18 protein-coding genes are annotated in these 22,141 nt (G+C 58.9%); 5 read left to right on the forward strand and 13 right to left on the reverse strand.

What is annotated here, in order from left to right; genetic code table 11:
- Positions 1–65: 65 nt before the first annotated feature.
- Together pbpC and AC2TE5_RS16805 are read right to left on the reverse strand one after the other, a co-directional pair.
- Entirely contained in the window at positions 66–2,390 is a 2,325-nt protein-coding gene (gene pbpC, locus AC2TE5_RS16800) for a peptidoglycan glycosyltransferase PbpC (RefSeq protein WP_484612058.1), read from the reverse strand.
- 1 nt (position 2,391) lies between these two features.
- A complete protein-coding gene (locus AC2TE5_RS16805; RefSeq protein ID WP_484612059.1) occupies positions 2,392–7,344 on the reverse strand; it encodes an alpha-2-macroglobulin family protein in 4,953 nt (1,650 codons plus the stop codon).
- A gap of 286 nt (positions 7,345–7,630) precedes the next feature.
- Here AC2TE5_RS16805 and AC2TE5_RS16810 point away from each other — a divergent pair, with 286 nt between their 5' ends.
- The 4 genes from AC2TE5_RS16810 to AC2TE5_RS16825 all read left to right on the forward strand — a co-directional run bounded on the left by AC2TE5_RS16810 (position 7,631) and on the right by AC2TE5_RS16825 (position 12,261).
- Positions 7,631–9,175 carry a PTS transporter subunit EIIC gene (locus AC2TE5_RS16810; protein WP_484612060.1) on the forward strand — a complete coding sequence of 515 codons (1,545 nt, stop codon included), beginning with the start codon at positions 7,631–7,633 and terminating at the stop codon, positions 9,173–9,175.
- Positions 9,176–9,187: 12 nt separating this feature from the next.
- Positions 9,188–10,555, forward strand: coding sequence for a 6-phospho-alpha-glucosidase (locus AC2TE5_RS16815; protein WP_484612061.1), 1,368 nt, complete (start codon positions 9,188–9,190; stop codon positions 10,553–10,555).
- 90 nt (positions 10,556–10,645) lie between these two features.
- On the forward strand, positions 10,646–11,491 hold the full coding sequence (sseA, locus tag AC2TE5_RS16820; protein ID WP_484612062.1) for a 3-mercaptopyruvate sulfurtransferase: 846 nt from the start codon (positions 10,646–10,648) through the stop codon (positions 11,489–11,491).
- A complete protein-coding gene (locus AC2TE5_RS16825; protein ID WP_213328051.1) occupies positions 11,491–12,261 on the forward strand; it encodes a MurR/RpiR family transcriptional regulator in 771 nt (256 codons plus the stop codon). Before sseA ends, AC2TE5_RS16825 begins: the two co-directional genes overlap by 1 nt.
- 17 nt (positions 12,262–12,278) lie before the next feature.
- Here AC2TE5_RS16825 and sseB read toward each other — a convergent pair whose 3' ends face one another.
- The 11 genes from sseB to trmJ form a co-directional block, all read right to left on the reverse strand.
- Positions 12,279–13,055 (reverse strand): enhanced serine sensitivity protein SseB, encoded by a 777-nt coding sequence (gene sseB, locus AC2TE5_RS16830; protein WP_238459952.1) that lies wholly within the window; start codon positions 13,053–13,055, stop codon positions 12,279–12,281.
- 141 nt (positions 13,056–13,196) lie between these two features.
- Entirely contained in the window at positions 13,197–14,483 is a 1,287-nt protein-coding gene (gene pepB / locus AC2TE5_RS16835) for an aminopeptidase PepB (protein WP_252032822.1), read from the reverse strand.
- A 60-nt stretch (positions 14,484–14,543) separates the two neighbouring features.
- Positions 14,544–14,744 (reverse strand): Fe-S cluster assembly protein IscX, encoded by a 201-nt coding sequence (iscX, locus tag AC2TE5_RS16840; protein WP_003860650.1) that lies wholly within the window; start codon positions 14,742–14,744, stop codon positions 14,544–14,546.
- A 1-nt stretch (position 14,745) separates the two neighbouring features.
- On the reverse strand, positions 14,746–15,081 hold the full coding sequence (gene fdx, locus AC2TE5_RS16845; protein WP_032659448.1) for an ISC system 2Fe-2S type ferredoxin: 336 nt from the start codon (positions 15,079–15,081) through the stop codon (positions 14,746–14,748).
- 1 nt (position 15,082) lies between these two features.
- On the reverse strand, positions 15,083–16,933 hold the full coding sequence (gene hscA / locus AC2TE5_RS16850; RefSeq protein ID WP_484612063.1) for a Fe-S protein assembly chaperone HscA: 1,851 nt from the start codon (positions 16,931–16,933) through the stop codon (positions 15,083–15,085).
- Positions 16,934–16,948: 15 nt separating this feature from the next.
- Positions 16,949–17,464, reverse strand: coding sequence for a co-chaperone HscB (hscB, locus tag AC2TE5_RS16855; protein ID WP_119915345.1), 516 nt, complete (start codon positions 17,462–17,464; stop codon positions 16,949–16,951).
- Positions 17,465–17,662: 198 nt separating this feature from the next.
- Positions 17,663–17,986, reverse strand: coding sequence for an iron-sulfur cluster assembly protein IscA (gene iscA / locus AC2TE5_RS16860; protein WP_003860659.1), 324 nt, complete (start codon positions 17,984–17,986; stop codon positions 17,663–17,665).
- 13 nt (positions 17,987–17,999) lie between these two features.
- Positions 18,000–18,386 (reverse strand): Fe-S cluster assembly scaffold IscU, encoded by a 387-nt coding sequence (gene iscU / locus AC2TE5_RS16865; protein WP_003860661.1) that lies wholly within the window; start codon positions 18,384–18,386, stop codon positions 18,000–18,002.
- A gap of 24 nt (positions 18,387–18,410) precedes the next feature.
- Positions 18,411–19,625: a cysteine desulfurase gene (gene iscS / locus AC2TE5_RS16870; protein WP_008502157.1), complete on the reverse strand. Its 1,215-nt coding sequence runs from the start codon at positions 19,623–19,625 to the stop codon at positions 18,411–18,413.
- Between the two features lie 117 nt (positions 19,626–19,742).
- Complete coding sequence (iscR, locus tag AC2TE5_RS16875) at positions 19,743–20,234, reverse strand: Fe-S cluster assembly transcriptional regulator IscR (RefSeq protein WP_023308826.1); 492 nt, start codon at positions 20,232–20,234, stop codon at positions 19,743–19,745.
- Between the two features lie 219 nt (positions 20,235–20,453).
- Positions 20,454–21,179, reverse strand: coding sequence for a tRNA (cytosine(32)/uridine(32)-2'-O)-methyltransferase TrmJ (gene trmJ, locus AC2TE5_RS16880; protein WP_023333041.1), 726 nt, complete (start codon positions 21,177–21,179; stop codon positions 20,454–20,456).
- A gap of 131 nt (positions 21,180–21,310) precedes the next feature.
- Here trmJ and suhB point away from each other — a divergent pair, with 131 nt between their 5' ends.
- Entirely contained in the window at positions 21,311–22,114 is an 804-nt protein-coding gene (gene suhB / locus AC2TE5_RS16885; protein WP_028014077.1) for an inositol-1-monophosphatase, read from the forward strand.
- Positions 22,115–22,141: the final 27 nt, after the last annotated feature.

Genomic DNA, 22,141 nt, shown 5'->3' on the forward strand with positions numbered 1-22,141 from the left:
AGGTAACATTTTTTTAAAATAAGACGAGTTTTAGCAACAGCTCACATCTGAAAGCTGTTTTCAGATCACTGCAGCGTAAAATTCACCGTCGCGACCTGCCCGCTCTCATCCATAACGAGTAACTGATAATCACCCGACTTATCAAGCTGTAATGTGTAAACCCTTCCCTTCACGCTCAGCGGTTCACCGTTCAAAAACCACCAGCGCTCACCGCTGTTGCCGGTCGCCTGAAGCGGCAGCGAAACGCGGGATTCACCCGGGAGACGTTTGATAACGGCCCCTTCGCGCACGCCTGTCAGGATGAGTGGCGCAGGTGCGTCCTGCGAAAGCGGAGGACAGGTTGTTGATGAAGGCGGGACCCGTACCGCGCGACGCTCGGTCGCAGGCAGCCACGGCTCCAGCGGCAGCGGCCAGACATCCAGGACTTTTTCCGTTGCATCAGGGCAATCTGCGGCCACACGCTTACCCGTTTTATCCAGCCAGACCGGGAAGCGAATGCCGCGTATGCCTTCCTGTTCGGGCAAGAGTAGCGTGGGCGGTTCACTCCCTTCCAGCAGCCAAGTCGACAGGCGACGCCGACAGTTTTCACTCCCTTCCGGCAGCGACTGGCCGCCAGGCCAGCAGATCACGCCCCGCCCGACGATCTTCGGGCGCGGATCGCGCGGCAGGCGGGCTTCGTCTACCGTTGAGCGTGACTGAAGCAGGTTATTGACCTGGTTTAATAGCGGAACCGCGCTGGCGAAACCAAACTGCCCCGCCACCGGCGTGCCGTCCGGTCGTCCGGTCCAGATGCCAATCACGTAACGGGCATTCAGACCGATGGCCCAGGCATCGCGGTAGCCGTAGCTGGTGCCGGTTTTCCATGCCAGCGGCGCGATTTGCGGCAGCGCATTATCCGGGAGCGGCTGCGCCTCGTTCGCCAGAATACGGCGAATAATCCACGCCGAGCCTTGCGATACCAGCGGACGTTCACTCAGCGGATCGCCCGGCTGTAACCGCAGCCTTCCCGCCTTACCGTGTCGGGCAAAGGCGCTATAGGCCGCAGCGATATCGGCCAGCCGCGCGCCTGCCCCGCCGAGGATCAGAGAAAGATTCGGCTGCGCCCCCGCGGGCAGGATCAGCGGCAATCCCGCGTTGCTCAGCATTCCGGCAAACCGTTTAGGCCCGTAGGCTTCCAGTACCTGTACCGCGGGCAGGTTGAGGGAGCGCACCAGCGCTTCACTCATGCTGACCGGTCCGTGGAACCCGCTGTCAAAATTCCCTGGGCGATAATCACCGGTTTTTCGGGGAACGTCCTGGAGCAGCGAGGCGGGATGGATCAGGCCATCGTCCAGCGCCATACCGTAGATAAAGGGCTTTAACACCGATCCCGGGGATCGGATCGCATTGACCATATCCACATGGCTGAAACGCGTGTCATCGTTAATATCCACCGATCCGACCCAGCCGCGCACTTTCATATCGGTGTGATCCACGACGATCATCGCCAGCGAGCTGCGCGCCGGCAGGCGAGATTTCCAGTTCATCGCCAGCTCTTCCAGCTGCCGCTGCAGTCCGGCATCCAGCGTGGTGACTATTTTGGTGTCGCGGCTTTTGCCGAGCATCATGCGCGCAAAGAGCGGCGCCAGCTGCGGCATCTGTCGGGGCGCCAGCCATACCGATTCTTCCCGCGATTCTTTGACCTGCTTCGCGGACCAGACGCCCTGCGTGACCATGCGGTCGAGCACTTTATTGCGTGCCGCTTCGGCCCGCTCAGGCCAGCGGTCCGGACGTAAGCGGCTGGGTGCCTGCGGCAGTACCGCCAGCAGCGCCGCTTCGGAATAGCTGAGCTGCGACGGCGGTTTGCCGAGATAGGTCCAGCTTGCAGCTCCGACGCCCTGCAGCGTGCCGCCAAATGGGGCACGGTTGAGATAGAGAGTGAGAATGTCGCGCTTGGAAAGATGCCACTCCAGCTGCATCGCCCGCCAGAGCTGGCGAACTTTGCCGCCAAAGGTACGCGGATGCGGGTCCAGCAGGCGTGCCACCTGCATGGTCAGCGTACTGCCGCCAGAGACGACTTTGCCGGAACTGAGATCCTGCCAGGCGGCGCGCAGAACAGAGAGCGGGTTTACGCCTGGATGGTCCCAGAACCAGCGATCTTCGTACTGGATCAGCGCCTCAAGATAGCGGGGCGAGACCTCTTCAATCGTAACCGGGTAGCGCCAGATCCCGTCGCTGTCCGCAAAGCGCCAGAGCGGCGTGCCCTTCTCATCTACCACCACCCGGGCGGGGTTAACCTCTTTCAGAGGCAACGGCCACAGGCGGTCGGCGGCAACGATCAGCCCCCATAAAACGAGAAGCGCTCCCGCCAGCCATAGCCAGCGGGAGCGTGTCAGACGAGCTATCTGCATATTACGGAACAACAATCAGCGGGCCGCTGGCCGCACCCGTTGCCCGCCACTGCGGAACGTACATAGACTCCACCATCGGCACCGGCACCTGGTAGGTTCCCGGCGTCACGGCGCGGGCCAGATAAACCAGCGTGACCGACTGACCTTCGTTTACCGGCACGGCAGCCACAAAGCGGTCGTCGCGGAACTCCATATGCTGAATATCCGCCTGCTGCATCTGGCTGAGCAGGTTCTGTACCTCACTGCCGCTGTCCTGCAGGCTGGCGCTGCTGCTCGCCAGGTTCTGGTTTTCCAGCTCCAGACCAGCAGGGAGGAGATCCACCACCAGCGCATCCGGCACGTTCTGGCTGGCTTTAACGTCCAGCCACACCAGCACCAGTTCGCCGCTCTTCAGGGAAGAGAGCGATTTACTGCTGCCGTCGGTTGCCAGGATATGACGTTCAACCTGCAGCACGTTCGAGCTCGGCTGAGGGGCATATTCCGGATAGCCGGTGCTGTCCAGACGCACCCACAGCGGTGTCGTTCCGGTATTAGTGACCTGCAGCGCGCCAAGCTGGTCGCCGCTCACGTTTTGTACCAGTGACTTATCGCCGCCTGATGCGGTCTCAGACAGAGACGTTTTCGCCTGCCATGTGCCGGACAAGGTTTGCAGCGAACGTCCTGCCAGGAACAGCGCATTGCTCTCCTGCGTTGACAGCCAGCGCTGGCTGAAGGCCTCTTCAGACAGCGCATTCAGCAGCGTATTCTGCGCATCCGGCAGCAGCTTGTACTCCTCCAGAAGGGAGAGCATCAGCGCGTTATCGCGAAGCGTGCTGCCGTAATCGGCCATCCAGGTTTTGCTGTCGTTACGCGGCGTTTTGAGCGCCAGATCCAGCGCCTGCTGGCTGCGCGGCGCATCGCCCATCAGTTTGAGCGCCATGCCCAGCTGCATCAGCGGCAGCCCGGAAGCCGCCTGCCCGTGGCGATCCCAGATTTCACGCAGCGCGCCCAGCGGCGCTTTCTGCTGACGGGCCAGCACCAGCGCGGCATAGGCCTGCACGGCGAACTTGCTGGCCTGAGTATCGTCACTGTAGCGAATGGACATCATGCCCGGATCCTGCAGATAGTGCAGCAGGCGGCTATTGGCGTTATTCACTGCATCGGCAGGTACGCTATAACCCTGCTCGCCCGCGCGCACCAGGAAGTCGGTCACGTAGGCCGTCAGCCAGTACTCTTCCGGACCGTTTTTATCCCACAGCGCAAAACCGCCGTCTTCACGCTGCATCTGCAGCAGACGGGAGATGCCAATATCAATCGCTGCACGGCGCTTGTCATCGGAGTCGCCCTTGATGCCAAGTGCAGCAAGCTGCGCCGCGTTGGTGTAGAGCGACGGGAACAGGCCACTGGTGGTCTGCTCCAGGCAGCCATACGGATACGCCTGCAGCTCGCGAATATAGCGCGCCAGGTTGAGCGGTGGTTTACCGCTCAGCAGCAGTTGTCCCTGCAGGGTGGCAGGAGAGATACCGTTGCTGTGCTGCGCCGGTGCGGTCCAGGACTCGCCGGGGTTCAGCATGGCACCGGTATTCACCGTCTGCGCCGGGAACGCCGGACGCACGCCGATTTTCCAGCTCTTTTGCTGCGGTGCGAAAGTCTCGCCCGGAAGCTGCAGACCGGTCACCTGCGCGGTAACCTCACCGTCACCATAACCTTCCAGCGCACGCACCGGAATAAACAGGGTGCTCCGCGCGCCAGGAGACAGCTGAACCGGCTGCGGCTGTGCGCCCTCCAGAGACAGTTTGCCGGTTGCGGTCAGGGCGACGTTCAGCGTTTGCGGCTTGTCGGTCAGGTTGGTGATATCCAGCGTCAGCCGAGAGGTGTCTCCGCTTGCCAGGAAGCGCGGCGTATTAAGCTCGGTAATGACCGGCGCGGCCACCACAACCTTGCTTTCACTGCTGCCGAAATCGTCTTCCGTCCAGGCCTGCGCCATCAGACGCAGCTCGCCGTTGAAATCCCCAATCGGCAGCGTAATCGTGCCTTCTCCGTTGGCATCCAGCGTTACCGGCTGTGCCTGCTGGGCAATAATGGTGACGTGGTTCACCGGCGGTTTGCCGCCGCGCTTCAGCTCATCACCGTCACCACCAAAGCGCAGCGCGGCCAGGCGGCCCTGCCCTTCAATGACCTGGCCGTAGATATCGTAGATATCCGCGCCGTAGCGCTTCTGGCCGAAGAAAGCCTGCCACGGATCGGGCGTAACGTAATCGGTAATGTTCAGCACGCCGCTGTCCACCGCCGAGACCAGCACGTTCACTTTCTGCGGCACCGCCCCCTCTTTAACGCTGGCTTTCACCTTCACCGAGAGCGTCTGGTTTGGACGCATCTTCTGCGGGTTATCGAGCGCAATATTCAGGCGGCGATTTTCGTCGCCCATCGGCAGATGCAGCAGGCCGACCGCGCGCTTCGGGGTGGCGGATTTGGATTTATCTCCAGGACGTACTACCAGCGTGCTCAGGTAGAGATCGTGACGTTTCCAGGCCTTGTCGACCGGGATAGCGAGATCGAGCCCGTTTGCCGGTACGTCGATCTCTTTCCACCACAGCGGCCCTTCGCTGGACTCGATCATCGCATAGCCCTTACCTGCGGCCGGCGCTGCAATGTGCAGGTTGATGGTGTCGCCAGGCTGATAGGCGGGTTTATCCAGCTTCAGCGTCACGCGGTCAGGGCGCGCGGCCCCGGTGCCGTCGCTGTTATCCTGCCAGCTATACCCTGCCCAGAAGCGCACGCTGCTGACCATCTCATCAGGCGCTTTAACCTCCAGACGATATGAGCCCCACTCCACCGGGAAGGTGACTTTACCCGTCTCGTCGGCCTTGAGGGTCAGCTCCTGCTCGCCTTCAACCAGGTCTTTCTGATCGAACTGAGACTGCCAGCCTTCGCTCTCAGACCAGTTCCAGAAGTAGTCACGGCGCTCGCGGATCAGGCGAACCTGCAAACCGGACACCGCTTTTTTCGCGCCGCTGGCATCGGCGTAAACGATATCGAAGCTGGCGTTGCCGTTCTCGTCAACAATCGGCTGGTTGACGGTGGTATCGGTGCGGTAGTCGTAAACGGCCTTGCTGGCGAACTGAGGGCGAATACCCGGCAGCTCAGCCGCTGGCCAGATGGCCTGCTCAGCGCGACGCGTCACCGGACGGCCGCCGGACTCCAGCAGGCTGGCCTGCAGGATCAGCTGCAGCGGAGAATGCACCTCTTTCCACTGGCTTTCGGTAGAAACCTGTCCACGCCCCTGCTCATCAAGCGTAAGCTGAACTTCATCCAGACTGCGGCTCAGGTTCTCCTCGGCGATATCGCCAAACTGGAAACCCGGCAGCGCAGCCACCGCGTCACGCAGCGGACGCAGGAAAAGCTGGCCCTGCAGAGAATTACCGTTGGCCGGGGCGCCATACAGGTAATAACCCACCACGTTAAAGTCCACGTTATCCTGCGGTGAAACCGGCGTTTTTTGTCCGCTCAGGTTGAGCGCCATACGCTCTGGCATGAAGTCTTCGATGTGGAAGTCCCACAGGCGCTGCAGGTTATCGCCCGTGTTGGCGCGGATATGCCACATACCGGTCTGCGCTCCGCTGTCCAGCGGATAGTTAAAGCGATAGAGTCCGTTCTCTGGCTTGACGACAATCGTACGCGCGACCTGTCCATCCGGACGCAGCACGTCAAGCTTCACAGGCTGATCCGGAAGTGGCTTACCGTCACTGTCGCGCAGGAGACCGTTGAGGATCACCGTTTCACCCGGGCGGTAGAGATCGCGTGGGCCAAACATAAAGAATTGCTTGCTGTAGCCCGGGCTCCCCGCGATATCAAACTCCGCCAGGTCGAGTGCCGGTAGCTTGAGGTCAAGCAGCGTGGTCTGGCCATCTTTACTGGCCAGGATCAGCGCGGCCTCTTTGTCGGTTTCAAGCTTCGCATGGCCGTCAGCATCGCTGTTTGCTTCGGCAAGCGTCTGGCCTTTGTCATTCAGCAGGGTAACGGTCACGCCGGACTGCGCCGCACCGTTTTCCAGGCTCTGGGTGAAGATGTCCAGGCGGTTGTGATAACGGTGAGCGGACAGTCCAATATCGCTTAAGGTAAAGAGCGTCGCGGCGTTGCTGTAGTTGTAGTGCCCTGCCTGGTTCATGACCGCGATATAAACGCCAGACTGCTGGAGCGGTTTAATATCCTTCAGGGGCAACAGCAATTTTTCGCGCGTATTGCGCGCCGGATTAAGATCGAATCGACCGGTGTAAACCAGCTCCGCCATCTTCAGCAGGTTATCGGACTCCCAGTTGGTCAGCGAGTTACGGTACTCCCACTGGCTGACAAGGGAAGCCAGCGATTCAGGCTTCACGCGGTAAAAGTTGACATCAACATTGTTGACGTTGAGCGCCATCACCGGCAGACCTTCCACCACTTTGCCCGGCAGCAGCGAGCCGCGGCTGGCAAAACCAACGGTGGGTTCAACGTCCCGGGTGGTCAGGGCTTTTTCATAATCAATGCCAAACGTCGCCTTGTTCAGCGCCTGCAGATCGCGTTCAACGGTGACGACCAGATTGCGGTTAGGCTCCAGATGGCGCAGGCGAAGCTCTTTCAGGTTAGGCGCAAGTTCCCACGCCCCATCAACCTTGCCGCTTTTCTTGTCCACGACATGCACGGTTTTCGCGAAATCCTGATCGGGATTCAGCGGAACAGAAAAGGTCAGCACCAGCGTGGCGGCACCGTCGAGCTGAACTTCTGAGGTATCCAGCAGCGTCAGCGCTTTTCCCTGACTTTGGGCGGCCAGCTTAGTCAGCGTTTCAGCATTGGGCTTTTCCGCGGCTTTCGGTGTTGATGCGGTGGATGCCGCGGGAGCCGCAGCCTGAGATTTGTCGTCGCTGTTATCGCAGCCGACAAGCGTAAACGTGGTAAGCAGCGCAAGAGAGAGCGCGGCTAAGCGAAACGGTTTCATCCTTTGTCCCTGGCCCATGGAGCCTGTTGGTCGTCGTCCGGATAAGTATTATCCGCAAGTTTCATTAATTCAAAAAGTCCAATTTTAGAATCTGGAAAGCGCCTCGCAGAATGACATCACGCCGCTACGCCGTGATGGAACCGCGATCACAGCGCATAACGTCACATGTTACCTTTCACGTCATTTGTTTTTAAAACAAGAAGATAGCTGGATAAGCACGCCTGAAGACTGCTAGTTTTATGACCATGACGCACCCCGAGTGCGCGGTTCAAAAAGAGAGAAAGCCATGAAACGAGCCGTGAACGCCCTACAAAATTTCGGAAAATCATTGTACGGACCGGTACTTATCTTACCGATCGTCGGTCTGTTTATCGCCTTTGGTAACGTGCTGGGTAACGGTAACCTCGCTGAATACCTGCCGTTTCTTGGCCATCCCCTGATTCAGCACATTGGTCAGCTTATCGCGAAATCTGCCGTGTCGGTGCTGGTGAACCTGGCGCTGGTGTTTGCCGTCGGGATCCCGATTGGTCTGGCGACGCGTGATAAAGGCTATGCCGCGCTGATTGGCCTGGTGACCTTTATCGTGTTCATCAACGCCATGAACGTCACGCTACAGCTGCAGGGCGCGCTGGCGCCAGCTGCCCAGATGAAAGCGGCCGGGCAAACCATGGTGCTGGGCATGCAGGTGCTGGAGATGGGTGTCTTTGCCGGGATCCTGACCGGGGCGCTCTCAGGCTATCTGTACAACAAATACTCCGGCGTACAGTTTAACGGCGCGATGGCGATTTACTCCGGCCACTGCTTTGTCGCCATCGTCATGCTCCCCGTCTCCATGCTGCTCGGCGTGGTGATGAGTGAACTGTGGCCGTTTGCCCAGCACGGCATTAGCGCCCTGGCGCTGGCCATCAAAGGCTCCGGGCCGTTTGGCGTGGCAATCTACGGTTTCCTGGAACGCATTCTGGTCCCCACCGGCCTGCACCATCTGGTTTATACGCCGTTCCTCTATACCGAGCTGGGCGGCACGCAGGAGGTGTGCGGCGCAACCTATCAGGGCGCGCGCAATATCTACTTCGCCGAGATGGCCTGCCCGGACGTGAAGCAGCTCAGCAGCACCGTAGTGTGGGACGCGCGCGGCATCAGCAAGATGTTCGGCCTGCCTGCCGCCGCGCTGGCGATGTATATGACCGCAAAGCCGGAGCGTAAAGCGATTGCGAAAGCCATTCTGATCCCGGCGGCGCTGACCTCGCTGCTGGTCGGCGTGACCGAGCCGATTGAGTTCTCCTTCCTGTTCGTCGCCCCGCTGCTCTTCGTGGTGCACGCGGTGCTGACCGGCATCGGCATGATGCTGTTCTCGCTGCTGGGCGTTCACGCCATCGGCGCCAACGGGATTATTGACTTCATCCTTTACAACCTGCCGCTCGGCACGGAGAAGTCCAACTGGCCGATGTACATCGTGGTCGGGCTGATCATGTTTGCCCTCTACTTCGTGGTGTTCCGCTTCCTGATCCTGCGCTTCAACATGAAGACGCCAGGCCGTGAGGATGACGATAAGGAGACGCGCCTCTACAGCAAGCAGGAGTACCAGGCCAAAGGCAATAACGACGGGCTGGGCGAATCCATCGTGGTGGGGCTGGGCGGCCGGGAAAACATTGAAGTGGTGGATAACTGCTACACCCGCTTACGCGTCACGGTGAAGGACGTCGACATCATCGACGAGCCGCGCCTGAAGGCGACCGGCGCGAAAGGGATAATCAAACAAGGTAACAACGTTCAGGTGGTCTACGGGCTGCACGTCAAAAAAATGCGAGAAGCCGTTGAGACGTTTCTCTGAAAGGAGCTAAAGATGTTTACACCCCCATTCACTCTGTCGATCGCCGGCGGCGGTAGCACCTACACGCCGGGTATTGTGAAAAGCCTGATGGTGCGCCTGCAGGATTTCCCGCTGGCCGAAATTCGCCTTTATGACATCGACGAGGCGCGTCAGAACACCATTGCGCCCGTCGTAGAGAAGGTCATTCGCGACCACAGTCAGAGCATCAAATTTACCGTCACCAGTGACCCGGAAGTGGCCTTTAGCGGCGCGCATTTTGTCTTCGCCCAGATGCGCGTCGGCCAGTACAGGATGCGCGAGCAGGACGAGAAGATCCCGCTGCGTCACGGCGTGGTCGGCCAGGAGACCTGCGGACCCGGCGGCCTGGCCTACGGCCTGCGCACGATCCTGCCGATGGTGGAGCTTATCGATCTGGTCGATCGCTACGCGCATGAAAAAGCCTGGATCGTGAACTACTCCAACCCGGCGGCGATCGTCGCGGAGGGCGTGCGCCGCCTGCGGCCAAATGCGCGGGTGCTGAACATCTGCGATATGCCGGTGGCCGCGATGCGCAATATGGGGGCGATTCTGGGAGTCGATCGACACAAGCTCGAAGTCGACTACTTCGGTCTGAACCACTTCGGCTGGTTTACCCGCGTACTGGTGGACGGCAAAGACAAGCTGCCGGAGCTGCGTAAGCATATCGCGAAGTTTGGCCTGCTGACGGAAGATGCGGCCAAAACCGACCCGCAGCACTCGGATCCTTCGTGGGTAAGAACCTGGCGCAACATTAAGCCAATCATGGACAACTTCCCGGAGTATCTGCCGAACCCGTATCTGCAGTACTACCTGATGCCGAACCAGATTGTGGAGCATCAGAACCCGGACTATACCCGCGCCAATGAAGTGATGGACGGGCGTGAGAAAAAGCTGTTCGCCGCAGCCGAAGAATATAAGCGCACCGGGATCCTGCCGGATGCCTTCCACGTGGGCGTGCACGGCGAGTTTATCGTCGATGTCGCCTGCTCGCTGGCCTTTAACCTGCGGAGCCGCCATCTGGTGATGGTGGAGAACCGCGGCGCGATTACCAACCTGCCTTACGATGCCGTGGTGGAAGTGCCCGCGTATATCACCTCCGAAGGCCCGGAACCGATTCGCATCGGTCAGGTGCCGCTGTTCCATCAGACCCTTTTGCAACAGCAGCTCGCCTCTGAACAGCTGCTGGTGGAGGCGACCATTGAGGGCAGCTATGAGAAAGCCCTGCAGGCGTTCACCCTCAACCGCACCGTGCCGACCATGGAACATGCAAAAGCGATTCTGGATGAGATGATCGAGGCCAACCGCGACTACTGGCCCGCGCTGCAAAAAGCCTGGCAGGACGGCGAAACGGTGAAAAAATAGGGGCTTGCTCGCGAGTTGAACGTGGTTTGCTTGTCGGTGTCAGAAAAAACACCGACAATCCTTTTTTACGGAAAAGAATGGAGGCAACCCATGTCCACCTCATATTTTGTCGCCGCCGACTGGCTGATTGAGCACGGCGACGATCCGGAAGTTCAGATTATTGACGCGCGTATGGCCCCTCCTGGGCAAGAGCATCGCGATGTTCCCGCTGAATACCGCGCAGGTCACCTGCCTGGCGCGGTATTTTTTGATATTGAAGCCCTCTCCGATCACACCTCCCCTCTGCCGCACATGCTGCCGCGCCCGGAAGCATTTTCCGTGGCAATGCGCGAGCTGGGCGTCAGCAAAGACAAACACCTCGTTGTCTATGATGAAGGTAACCTCTTCTCCGCACCGCGCGCGTGGTGGATGCTGAAGAACTTCGGCGTGGAAAAAGTCTCGATTCTGGCGGGCGGGCTGGCGGGCTGGAAGCGCGACGAGCTGCCCCTTCAGCAGGGCGACGTGACGCTGCCGGAAGGCGAATTTGATGCCACGTTCGACGCGCACGTGGTGAAACGCCTGACCGACGTGCTGGTCGTGAGCCATGAAAAAACAGCGCAAATCGTCGATGCCCGTCCTGCTCCGCGCTTCAATGCCGAAGCGGATGAACCGCGTCCGGGGCTGAAGCGCGGACATATTCCGGGCGCGCTGAACGTGCCGTGGGGGGACCTGGTGTTTGAGGGCGAGCTGAAAACCACCGACGAGCTGCGCGCCATTTTTGACCGCGCAGGCATGGATTTACATCGTCCGATTATTGCCAGCTGCGGCTCCGGCGTCACGGCCTGCGTGGCGATCCTGGCGCTCGCCACGCTCGGCGTAAACGACGTCACGCTTTACGACGGCGCCTGGAGCGAATGGGGTGCGCGAGACGATCTGCCTGTCGAACCCGCGAAATAATGGATAACCGCCTGGCCACGCTGTTAACGCGCGGGGCATCGCTGACCCGCGCGGAGTATCGCGTCCTCGCCCACCTCACGGAGCATCCGCTGCTGGTGGGCAACATCACGGTGCGAGAGCTCGCGCAGGCGACGTTTGTTTCTACCGCCACCATCATGCGGCTGTGCCAGAAGCTGGGATTCAGCGGCTTTAGCGAGTTTATCTGGCACTGTAAGCAGCTGCTCTCCGACACGCCGCATATTGCCGCCCAGGCTCCCTCCCTTCCAGAACTCCCGGCGCTGTTTAATCAGTTTATCGCCAACTATCAGCACACCTTCCAGTGGGTCACGCAGGAGAAGCGCCAGCAGTTTGCCGACCTGCTGCGCCAGAAAGAGAGCTTCTTTCTCTACGGCGCCGGGTTTTCCTATCTGTTTGCGGAGTACCTGACCAAGAAGCTGCAGGTGCTGGGCAAAACGGCGTTTATCTCCGGGCCGGGGGACAGCCGGAATATTTTCCTCAGCAACGCTGCCCGCTATCAGGTGTTTATTGCCGTCTCGCGCAGCGGCGAAACGGAACAGGTGCTGGATAAAGCGCGCATCGCCAAAAACGTCGGCATGACGATCGTCGCGTTTACCCGCGCCTCGGCCAACACGCTGGCGGGGATGGCGGACGTGCATTTTGCCCTCTATGACGAAGCGGTACACTTCGCCGCCGAAGCCGCAGGGGTGACGTCGTTTGAGTCGAATCTGGTGCTGCTGATGGATTTACTGCTGCTGGAAGCAACGGGGTGATATTCACCCCGCCGTAATCAGATGATGCGGTTAGTTTTGAGATCGCGCAGGAAGCCGCCCCAGCGACGCTCGTAGAACGGGGTGATATGCTCGGTAATAAAGTGGCTGATGCCCTTCTCACCGTTTTTCACCTGGCAGATATCAATCGGCTCATCGCCCGGCAGCGTGTCGGTCGCCACGCTTCCCGCCGCCTGGATGATATCCTCGATATCGCCGTCCGCCTCAATACCAATCAGCAGTACCGGATGTTCGTCCGCGCGCTCTTTAATGGAGCAGAGAAACGCACGCCTGACGGGCTTGAGCGTTTTAAACAGCGTGGTCAGGGAATCGATCATCTGCGCGGGCGGCTCGGCCACTTCAGAGAGCAGCAGCGTTTCGCCCCCTTCCAGCACCTCCTGGGTGCTGAGCGGGTTGCCCTCTTCACCCATCAGGTGGCTGATTTCGCGCGGCGTGAACTCTTTCCCGGTTGGCAATTTAGCGTTGAGGAACAGCGTCTGGCCTAGCGTCATTTCAAACAGAGTACGCACCGGCATTACGACGAACGCCTGTTCGTCTTCTACCGCTTCCTGCAGGGCTTCCAGCGAGGTGAAAAATGGGATCACCGAGGTGCCGTCGTCTTTCTCCCAGTGCAGCAGATCCAGCGCGCTGTCTTCGACAACCTGCTCACCTTCCGCCGCGGTGCCCGGCACCCAGACGGTGGATTCCAGCAGCGTGCGGAAAAATGCCGGACGGTGGGCGGGCTCGGTCGCCGCCTGCTCCAGCAGGGTTTCTAATTCGTTTTTGGTTTCTGACATAGTTTCGCTACTTCAAAAAACGCCGGGTGGCGCTTCGCTTACCCGGCCTACAAAACCGTAGGCCCGTGCAAGCGCAGCGCCGCCGGGCAATACGATGACACCGTAGCCCCGCGCAAGCGCAGCGCCACCCGGCGAAAAAGATTACTCAGCCGTCAGCAGGTTCGCCACGGTACGCACGCCCAGACCGGTCGCGCCCGCGGACCACTGCTCAACCGCCGCTTTACGGTACGTTGCGGAGCAGTCGATGTGCAGCCAGCCTTCGTGATAATTCTCAACGAAGTGGGACAGGAAGCCTGCTGCGGTGCTTGCACCCGCCGGGTACGCCGCGCTCGCGGTGTTGTTCAGCTCGGCAAAGTTGGACGGCAGCTGGCTGCGGTGGAACTCGGCCAGCGGCAGACGCCAGAACGGCTCGTTTTCCGCAGCGGCGCTTGCCAGCAGGCGAGCGGCCAGCTTGTCGTCGAAGCTGAACAGCGCATGGTAGTCGTTGCCCAGCGCCGTTTTCGCCGCGCCGGTGAGGGTCGCCATGTCGATAATCAGCTCCGGCTTCTGGGCAGAGGCGTCGATCAGGCCATCGGCCAGCACCAGACGGCCTTCGGCGTCGGTGTTCATCACTTCGACGTTTTTGCCGTTGCGGTAGCGAATGATGTCGCCCAGCTTGAAGGCGTTACCGCTCACCATGTTGTCCGCGCAGCAGAGATACAGCTTCACGCGCTTGTTCAGACCGCGAGTGATGGCAAACGCCAGCGCGCCGGTGATGGTTGCCGCGCCGCCCATGTCAGACTTCATGGAGTCCATGAACGCGCTCTGCTTCAGGCTGTAGCCGCCGGTATCGAAGGTGATGCCTTTACCCACCAGGCAGGCAAAGACCGGTGCCGCTTTATCGCCGGTTGGGTTGTAATCCAGCGCCAGCAGGACCGGAGGACGCTCAGAACCACGGCCCACGGTGTGGATACCCATGTAATTCTGCTCGCGCAGGTCTTCACCTTTGGTGATGCGGTAGGACATTTTGTCGCCCGCCACACCGCACAGCAGGTCAACGGCGCGCTGCGCCAGCTGCTCCGGACCGAGCTCTTCAGCCGGGGCGTTGATGGTGTCGCGTACCCAGTCGATAATTTGCAGGCGGCTTTCCAGCTCTTTCTGACCGGCGGCATCGAGGTTTGCCCACTCAATTTTGCGGGTGCCTTTCGGGCCCTTATAGCCCGCCCAGAATGCCCAGCTGCGGTCGGTGTCCCAGCCTTCGCCTTCCAGGGAGACATGCTTAATGCCCAGACCGTCAATTTTACGGGCGGCGCGCTGGATCAGGCCGGTATCATCTTTGCCGGTCAGGTGCAGGGTAATGCCGTCGTTATTAATGCTGTAGGTGGCTTTCTCGCCCCAGCGTGCGTCGGCAGGCTGATTCGAGAGCGTAATCTTCATCGCTTCGGTCATTTTATTTTTCCTTATTAGCAACTAGCAAACGGGCCGCCTGAAGGCAGCCCGTTATGTTATTTATTCTGCTTCATCTAACCAGACTAACAGAATCGCCTCCAGAATTTTTTCATTGGATGCGTTTGGATCGTCGTCGAAATCCTCTAAATCGCAGATCCACTGGTGCATGTCGGTGAATCGTACGGTCTTCGGATCGAGATCCGGGTTCGCGTCGTAGAGCGCTTCGCCGATTTCACGGCTGTCTGTCCACTTCAGTCCCATATCAATGCTCGCGTGCGTGGTTGATGGTGTAGCGTGGGAATTCCACGACCAGATCTTCATCGGTCACCGTGGCCTGGCAGCTCAGGCGGCTGTCTGGCTCCAGACCCCATGCTTTATCCAGCATGTCGTCTTCGTCTTCGGTGCTCTCGGCGAGAGAGTCGAAACCTTCACGCACGATGCAGTGGCAGGTGGTGCAGGCACAGGATTTCTCACAGGCATGTTCCACTTCGATACCTGCACGCAGGGCAACATCGAGAATGGTTTCACCGGTCTTCGCTTCCAGAACAGCGCCATCCGGACAGAGGTCCGCATGAGGCAAAATTACAATCTTTGGCATATTAAACCTCGTCCACGGACTGGCCTTTCAGCGCGACGCGGACAGATTTGTCCATGCGGCGAGCAGCAAAGTCCTGGGTTTGTTTATCAACGTTTTTAATGGCTTCTTCTATTGCGTCAGCGTCATCGCCTACTGCGACAGCGCTTAAGTGCGCGGCAGCATCGTCAATCACCTGACGCTCAGCGGCGCTTAACAGCGCGGCATCGGCAGCAAGCGCGCCGTTCAGGCTTTCCAGCACGCGGGCGGCTTCAACTTTCTGTTCAGCCAGCATACGCGCCTTCACATCCTGCTCGGCGTAGCTCATTGAGTCCTGAATCATGGAGGCGATTTCGCCATCGGTCAGGCCGTAGGACGGCTTCACCTGAATGGACGATTCCACGCCGGTGGATTTTTCCATCGCCGTGACGCTCAGCAGGCCGTCCGCATCCACCTGGAAGGTAACGCGAATATGCGCCCCGCCTGCAGGCAGCGCCGGAATACCGCGCAGCGCAAAGCGCGCCAGAGAGCGGCAGTCCTGCACCAGCTCGCGTTCGCCCTGCATCACGTGGATGGACATCGCGGTCTGGCCGTCTTTGAAGGTGGTGAACTCCTGCGCGCGCGCCACCGGAATGGTGGTGTTACGCGGGATCACTTTCTCCACCAGGCCGCCCATGGTTTCTAACCCCAGCGACAGCGGAATGACGTCAAGCAGCAGCATTTCGCTGTCCGGTTTGTTGCCGACCAGAATATCGGCCTGGATTGCAGCGCCTACGGCAACCACTTTATCCGGGTCGATGGAGGTCAGCGGCGTGCGGCCAAAGAATTCGCCCACGCGCTCGCGCACCAGCGGCACGCGGGTCGAGCCGCCCACCATGACGACTTCCAGCACCTCGTTTGCCTCAACGCCCGCATCTTTCAATGCGCGACGGCAGGCCAGCAGGGTGCGTTTCACCAGCGGGGCAATCAGGTCGTCGAACTTGTCGCGGGTGATGTCACCCTGCCAGCCTGCAACGTTAACAGTGACTGTCTGCGCATCGCTCAGGGCGATTTTGGCATCGATAGCCGCATCCAGCAGCTCACGCTGAACGCGCGCATCGCTGCGATCGCTGATGCCCGCCTGCTCGCGAATGTAGTCAGCCAGCAGATGGTCGAAGTCATCGCCGCCCAGCGCGGAATCCCCGCCGGTCGCCAGCACTTCAAACACCCCGCGGCTTAAGCGCAGGATCGAGATATCAAAGGTACCGCCGCCGAGATCGTAAACCGCAATGACCCCTTCCTGACCGGAGTCGAGGCCGTAGGCAATCGCCGCCGCCGTCGGTTCGTTCAGCAGGCGCAGCACGTGCAGGCCCGCCAGACGCGCGGCGTCTTTGGTGCCCTGACGCTGTGCATCGTCAAAATAGGCAGGAACGGTAATCACCACGCCGTCTAAATCGCCGCCGAGCGTCGCCGTCGCGCGCGCCGCCAGCGCTTTGAGGATGTCGGAGGACACGCGAATCGGGTTCAGCAGACCGGCCGCGGTTGCGATCATCGGCAGGCCGTTTTCACTGGCCTGCAGCTGATACGGCAGATGCGGATAGCGGGTCTGAATATCGGCCAGCGAGCGGCCCATCATGCGCTTTACGGAGCTGATGGTGTTGGCCGGATCGCGCGCGGCGTTGGCGCGGGCGTCATAGCCGACCGCGTGACCCTGCTGCTGGTAGTGGACCACGGAAGGCAGCAGATGGCGGCCCTGCTCGTCGGCCAGCGTTTCCGCCTGGCCGCTGCGCACGGTCGCCACGAGGGAATTGGTGGTGCCGAGGTCAATACCCACCGCCAGACGACGCTGGTGCGGTGCGGCACTTAAGCCAGGCTCACTAATTTGTAATAAGGCCATAATTGCTTCCGAAATTTAAAAATCGAGCAGCTTTTCTTCGAGTTGTTCAGCACTGCTTCGCAGTTTATCGAGAAAACGGAGTTTGCGCACAGTATCTGCCGCCACGTCCCAGGTCTCGTTGTTCAGTTGCTCCACCATCTGCTGATGGCGGGTATCGAACATGCCCTTCACGCGCGTGATGAAGCTTTCCAGACGCGCTTCGTCTTTGGCCTGTTCAATCTCATCCAGCTCTTCGCGAAGTTCCAGCTGTTCCATCAGAAACGCGGTGTCGCGCACGGTATGCTGTTCGCTCGCCAGATCGAAACCGTGGAGCGAGAGTAGGTACTCGGCACGGCTCAGCGGATGACGCAGCGTCTGCCAGGCCTGGTTGATGGTCGCAGAGTGCGATACCGCAGCCAGCTGTTCTGCCTGAGTACCACTGGCGAATTTATCCGGGTGATACTGACGCTGCAGATCCTGAAAGCGGATCGTCAGCGCCTGCAGATCAATCGGGTATTGAGCGGGTAGTCCGAAGAGAGTGAAGTAATCCATAACAATCTCAGGGGTAGCCTGTTAGAAGAAACCCCACGCGCAGCAGAGCCACGGTGGGGTTATACCTTCTTACTTCGCGCTGCAGATGCGTTGTCTGCGCTCGTTCCCCCCAGTCACTTACTTAAGTAAGCTCCTGGGGATTCACTCGCTTGCCGCCTTTCTGCAACACGAATTAATCGGTATAACAGCGGAACGCGGTTAAACGTGGAAGCTTTCGCCGCAACCACACTCGTCTTTGACGTTCGGGTTCGTGAATTTGAACCCTTCGTTCAGGCCTTCTTTAACGAAGTCCAGCTGAGTGCCGTTGAGGAATTGCAGGCTTTTGCCATCGACCACCACCTTCACGCCCTTGTCTTCAAACACGGTGTCGTCAGACGCCGGTTCATCAACAAACTCCAGTACGTAAGCCATACCAGAACAGCCGGAGGTACGTACGCCCAGTCGCAGGCCAAAGCCTTTACCACGGTTCGCCAGAAAAGAGCTTACTCGCGCGGCAGCGCTGTCGCTAAGGGTAATCGACATACTCAAACCTCAATTATTTTGCTTCACGTTTGCTTTTGTAATCCGCAATGGCGGCTTTGATCGCGTCTTCTGCCAGAATTGAACAGTGAATTTTCACCGGTGGCAGTTCGAGTTCTTCAGCAATATCCGTGTTCTTGATTGCCTGTGCTTCGTCCAGAGACTTGCCCTTCACCCATTCGGTGACCAGGGAGCTGGACGCGATAGCAGAACCGCAGCCGTAGGTCTTGAAGCGCGCGTCTTCAATGATACCTTCATTGTTGACTTTAATCTGCAACTTCATCACGTCGCCACACGCCGGTGCGCCAACCATGCCGCTACCGACAGATTCGTCGCTGTTGTCAAAAGAGCCAACGTTGCGCGGGTTTTCGTAATGATCGATGACTTTTTCGCTGTATGCCATGATTGAATTCTCCTTATGTACCGATTAGTGATGTGACCATTCAATGCTGTTCAGATCCACGCCCTGCTTAAACATTTCCCACAGTGGAGAAAGGTCGCGCAGACGGCCGATGGAGTTGCGAACCAGCTTGATGGTGTAGTCAATCTCTTCTTCGGTAGTGAAACGACCTAAAGAGAAACGGATAGAGCTGTGTGCCAGCTCGTCAGTCATACCCAGCGCGCGCAGCACGTAGGATGGCTCGAGGCTTGCAGACGTACAGGCAGAACCGGAAGAAACCGCCAGGTCTTTCAGGGCCATGATCAGCGATTCGCCTTCAACATAGTTGAAGCTGACGTTGAGGATGTTCGGAGCGCCCTGCTCGAGATCGCCGTTCAGATACACTTCTTCCATATCCTTCACGCCGTCCCACAGACGGTTACGCAGCGTGCGCAGGCGCGCCATCTCGGTTTCCATCTCTTCTTTTGCAATGCGGTAAGCTTCGCCCATGCCCACGATCTGGTGAACAGGCAGCGTACCGGAACGCATGCCGCGCTCGTGACCGCCACCATGCATCTGTGCTTCGATGCGGATACGCGGTTTACGACGAACATACAGCGCGCCGATGCCTTTCGGGCCATAGATTTTGTGGCCGGAGAAGGACATCAGATCCACTTTCAGCTGGCTCAGGTCGATAGGCAGTTTGCCCACGCTCTGGGTCGCATCCACGTGGTAGATGATACCGCGCGCGCGGCACATTTCGCCGATGGTCGCGATGTCTTGTACCACGCCGATTTCGTTGTTGACGTGCATGATGGAAACCAGAATGGTGTCATCACGCATGGCCGCTTCGAGCTCTTTGAGGTCAATAATACCGTTGCTCTGTGGCGCGAGATAGGTCACTTCGTACCCTTCGCGCTCCAGCTGACGGCAGGTGTCCAGCACGGCTTTGTGTTCGGTTTTGCTGGTGATGATGTGCTTGCCTTTTTTCTGATAAAAGTTGGCTGCACCTTTGATCGCCAGGTTGTCGGATTCGGTCGCACCGGAGGTGAAAACAATCTCACGCGGGTCGGCGCCCACCAGGTCAGCAATCTGATTACGGGCGATATCAACCGCCTCTTCAGCATGCCAGCCAAAACGGTGTGAACGGGAAGCTGGGTTACCAAAGTTTCCGTCCAGGGTCAGACACTGCATCATTTTCTCGGCAACACGCGGGTCCACCGGCGTGGTTGCGGAGTAATCGAGATAAATCGGTAATTTCATTGCTCTTTAAACTCCGTACATCGCTTCAATGCAAGGAATCAGGCAACCGGCTGGATGTACGACCGAGTACGCGGGACGTGACCGTCCCGGCCTGATTCTGAAATCTTTATCGTTTTATTACGCGCGCAGTTTGACGTCGATAGCGTCCTGCGCGCGGGTGCTGCGTTGGGAATCCTGACCGTGCTGACGACCCGAGACATCCAGAACTTCCTGGTTATTGACCAGTTCACCCAGGGTGATGTTGTTCAGGAAGCCGGTGAGACGGTCGCTCAGATCGCGCCACAGCGCGTGGGTCAGGCATTTGTCGCCGCCCTGGCAGCCGCCTTTGCCCTGGCAACGGGTCGCGTCAACGGATTCGTCAACTGCGCTAATCACTTCACCAACTGCAATACTGCCCGCGTCTTTACCCAGCAGATAACCGCCGCCTGGGCCACGAACGCTGGAAACCAGTCCATTTTTACGCAGTCTGGAGAACAGCTGTTCCAGATAAGAGAGGGAGATCCCTTGTCGTTCAGAAATATCAGCCAACGGAACCGGGCCCGCTTCGGAGTTGAGCGCAACGTCCAGCATCGCGGTCACGGCATAACGCCCTTTAGATGTCAGTCTCATGTCTTACTTAACCTCAAACTCGCCCCTGCCCGGGGTTTTTTATAGTAAAATGGGGTATTGCATAGCAGGGCCAAGTCTGACATTCCTGACTAAAATGGTCAACTATTTACTTGACTGTTTTAGTCAGGTATTTAACCTTCCGTGCCGTTTTACCTGGGTGCGGCCTGATGCCCTCACCCCGGCCCTCTCCCACGGGGAGAGGGAGAAAACAAACCGGCACTATTCCTTATTCTTCTGCTCAATCGACGCCAGAATTCCGCGCAGGATGTTCAGCTCCTGGCTTTCCGGGCGCGCACGGGTAAACATACGGCGCAGCTTGTTCATTACCTGGCCCGGGTGGCCTTCACGGATAAAGCCGGTTGAGAGCAGCGTCTGCTCCAGGTGACCGTAGAAGCGCTCAAGGTCGTCCACCAGAGGGTAGGCCGTCTCTTCTTTCGGTTCGACCGGTTTCTCCTGCGTCGCCAGCCACGCCATACGCACTTCATAGGCGATAACCTGCACCGCCATCGCCAGGTTCAGCGAGCTGTATTCCGGGTTCGCCGCGATGGCAACGTGATAGTGGCACTTCTGCAGCTCGTCGTTGGTCAGGCCAACGCGCTCGCGGCCAAACACCAGCGCAACCGGTGCCTGCTCCGCTTCTGAGACGCTTTTCAGGCCGCATTCGCGCGGATCCAGCATCGGCCACGGCAGCGTGCGTGAACGTGCGCTCGTGCCGACAACGAGGCTGCAACCGGCCAGCGCTTCGTCAAGGGTGTCGACGATCTGGGCGTTGCCGATCACGTCGCTGGCACCGGCCGCCAAGGCGATGGCCTGCGAGTCTGGTTTCACCAGCGGGTTAACCAGCCACAGGTTTGTTAAGCCCATGGTTTTCATAGCGCGGGCAACGGAGCCCATGTTGCCGGTGTGCGATGTTTCAACCAGCACGATTCGAATGTTTTGCAGCATAATTTTTAATGTCTGAATTCAGCGTCTGAAGAATATTCGGGCATATTATCATAAACGGGAGACATAATCCGATCCCACTGCTATACTCTGCGCCGATTTTCCTGTTCTTTAACATCCAGTGAGAGAGACCGATGCATCCGATGCTGACCATCGCCGTGCGCGCAGCGCGCAAGGCGGGTAATGTAATTGCCAAACACTACGAAACGCCAGACTCCGTAGAAACCAGCCAGAAAGGCAGCAATGATTTCGTGACTAACGTCGATAAAGCCGCAGAAGCGATTATTATCGAAACGATCCGCAAATCTTACCCACAGCACACCATCATCACCGAAGAAAGCGGTGAACATGAAGGTACCGATCAGGATGTTCAATGGGTTATCGATCCACTGGATGGCACCACCAACTTCGTCAAACGCCTGCCACACTTCTCTGTGTCTATCGCAGTACGTATTAAAGGCCGTACTGAAGTCGCCGTTGTTTACGATCCAATGCGTAACGAACTGTTCACCGCTACCCGCGGTCAGGGTGCACAGCTGAACGGCTACCGTCTGCGCTGCAGCAACGCACGCGATCTGGACGGCACCATCCTGGCGACCGGTTTCCCGTTCAAGGCGAAACAGCACGCGACCACCTATATGAATATCCTGGGCAAACTGTTCACCGAATGCGCGGACTTCCGTCGCACCGGTTCTGCTGCGCTGGATCTGGCCTACGTGGCGACCGGCCGCGTTGACGGTTACTTCGAGCTGTCACTGAAGCCTTGGGACTTTGCTGCGGGCGAGCTGATCGCACGTGAAGCAGGCGCGATTGTTTGCGACTTCACCGGCGGCCACAACTACATGACCACTGGCAACATCGTTGCGGGTAACCCACGCGTTGTTAAAGCCATGCTGGCAAACATGCGTGATGAACTGAGCGATGCGCTGAAGCGTTAATCCCGGTAATTCCCTCTCCCTGTGGGA

Source organism: Enterobacter sp. N5-15 (assembly GCF_057221635.1).

Bases quoted from the DNA above. Each gene is read 5' to 3' on its own strand.
- pbpC (WP_484612058.1), bottom strand. From the start codon at position 2,390: ATGCAGATAGCTCGTCTGACACGCTCCCGCTGGCTATGGCTGGCGGGA.
- AC2TE5_RS16805 (WP_484612059.1), bottom strand. From the start codon at position 7,344: ATGAAACCGTTTCGCTTAGCCGCGCTCTCTCTTGCGCTGCTTACCACG.
- AC2TE5_RS16810 (WP_484612060.1), top strand. From the start codon at position 7,631: ATGAAACGAGCCGTGAACGCCCTACAAAATTTCGGAAAATCATTGTAC.
- AC2TE5_RS16815 (WP_484612061.1), top strand. From the start codon at position 9,188: ATGTTTACACCCCCATTCACTCTGTCGATCGCCGGCGGCGGTAGCACC.
- sseA (WP_484612062.1), top strand. From the start codon at position 10,646: ATGTCCACCTCATATTTTGTCGCCGCCGACTGGCTGATTGAGCACGGC.
- AC2TE5_RS16825 (WP_213328051.1), top strand. From the start codon at position 11,491: ATGGATAACCGCCTGGCCACGCTGTTAACGCGCGGGGCATCGCTGACC.
- sseB (WP_238459952.1), bottom strand. From the start codon at position 13,055: ATGTCAGAAACCAAAAACGAATTAGAAACCCTGCTGGAGCAGGCGGCG.
- pepB (WP_252032822.1), bottom strand. From the start codon at position 14,483: ATGACCGAAGCGATGAAGATTACGCTCTCGAATCAGCCTGCCGACGCA.
- iscX (WP_003860650.1), bottom strand. From the start codon at position 14,744: ATGGGACTGAAGTGGACAGACAGCCGTGAAATCGGCGAAGCGCTCTAC.
- fdx (WP_032659448.1), bottom strand. From the start codon at position 15,081: ATGCCAAAGATTGTAATTTTGCCTCATGCGGACCTCTGTCCGGATGGC.
- hscA (WP_484612063.1), bottom strand. From the start codon at position 16,933: ATGGCCTTATTACAAATTAGTGAGCCTGGCTTAAGTGCCGCACCGCAC.
- hscB (WP_119915345.1), bottom strand. From the start codon at position 17,464: ATGGATTACTTCACTCTCTTCGGACTACCCGCTCAATACCCGATTGAT.
- iscA (WP_003860659.1), bottom strand. From the start codon at position 17,986: ATGTCGATTACCCTTAGCGACAGCGCTGCCGCGCGAGTAAGCTCTTTT.
- iscU (WP_003860661.1), bottom strand. From the start codon at position 18,386: ATGGCATACAGCGAAAAAGTCATCGATCATTACGAAAACCCGCGCAAC.
- iscS (WP_008502157.1), bottom strand. From the start codon at position 19,625: ATGAAATTACCGATTTATCTCGATTACTCCGCAACCACGCCGGTGGAC.
- iscR (WP_023308826.1), bottom strand. From the start codon at position 20,234: ATGAGACTGACATCTAAAGGGCGTTATGCCGTGACCGCGATGCTGGAC.
- trmJ (WP_023333041.1), bottom strand. From the start codon at position 21,179: ATGCTGCAAAACATTCGAATCGTGCTGGTTGAAACATCGCACACCGGC.
- suhB (WP_028014077.1), top strand. From the start codon at position 21,311: ATGCATCCGATGCTGACCATCGCCGTGCGCGCAGCGCGCAAGGCGGGT.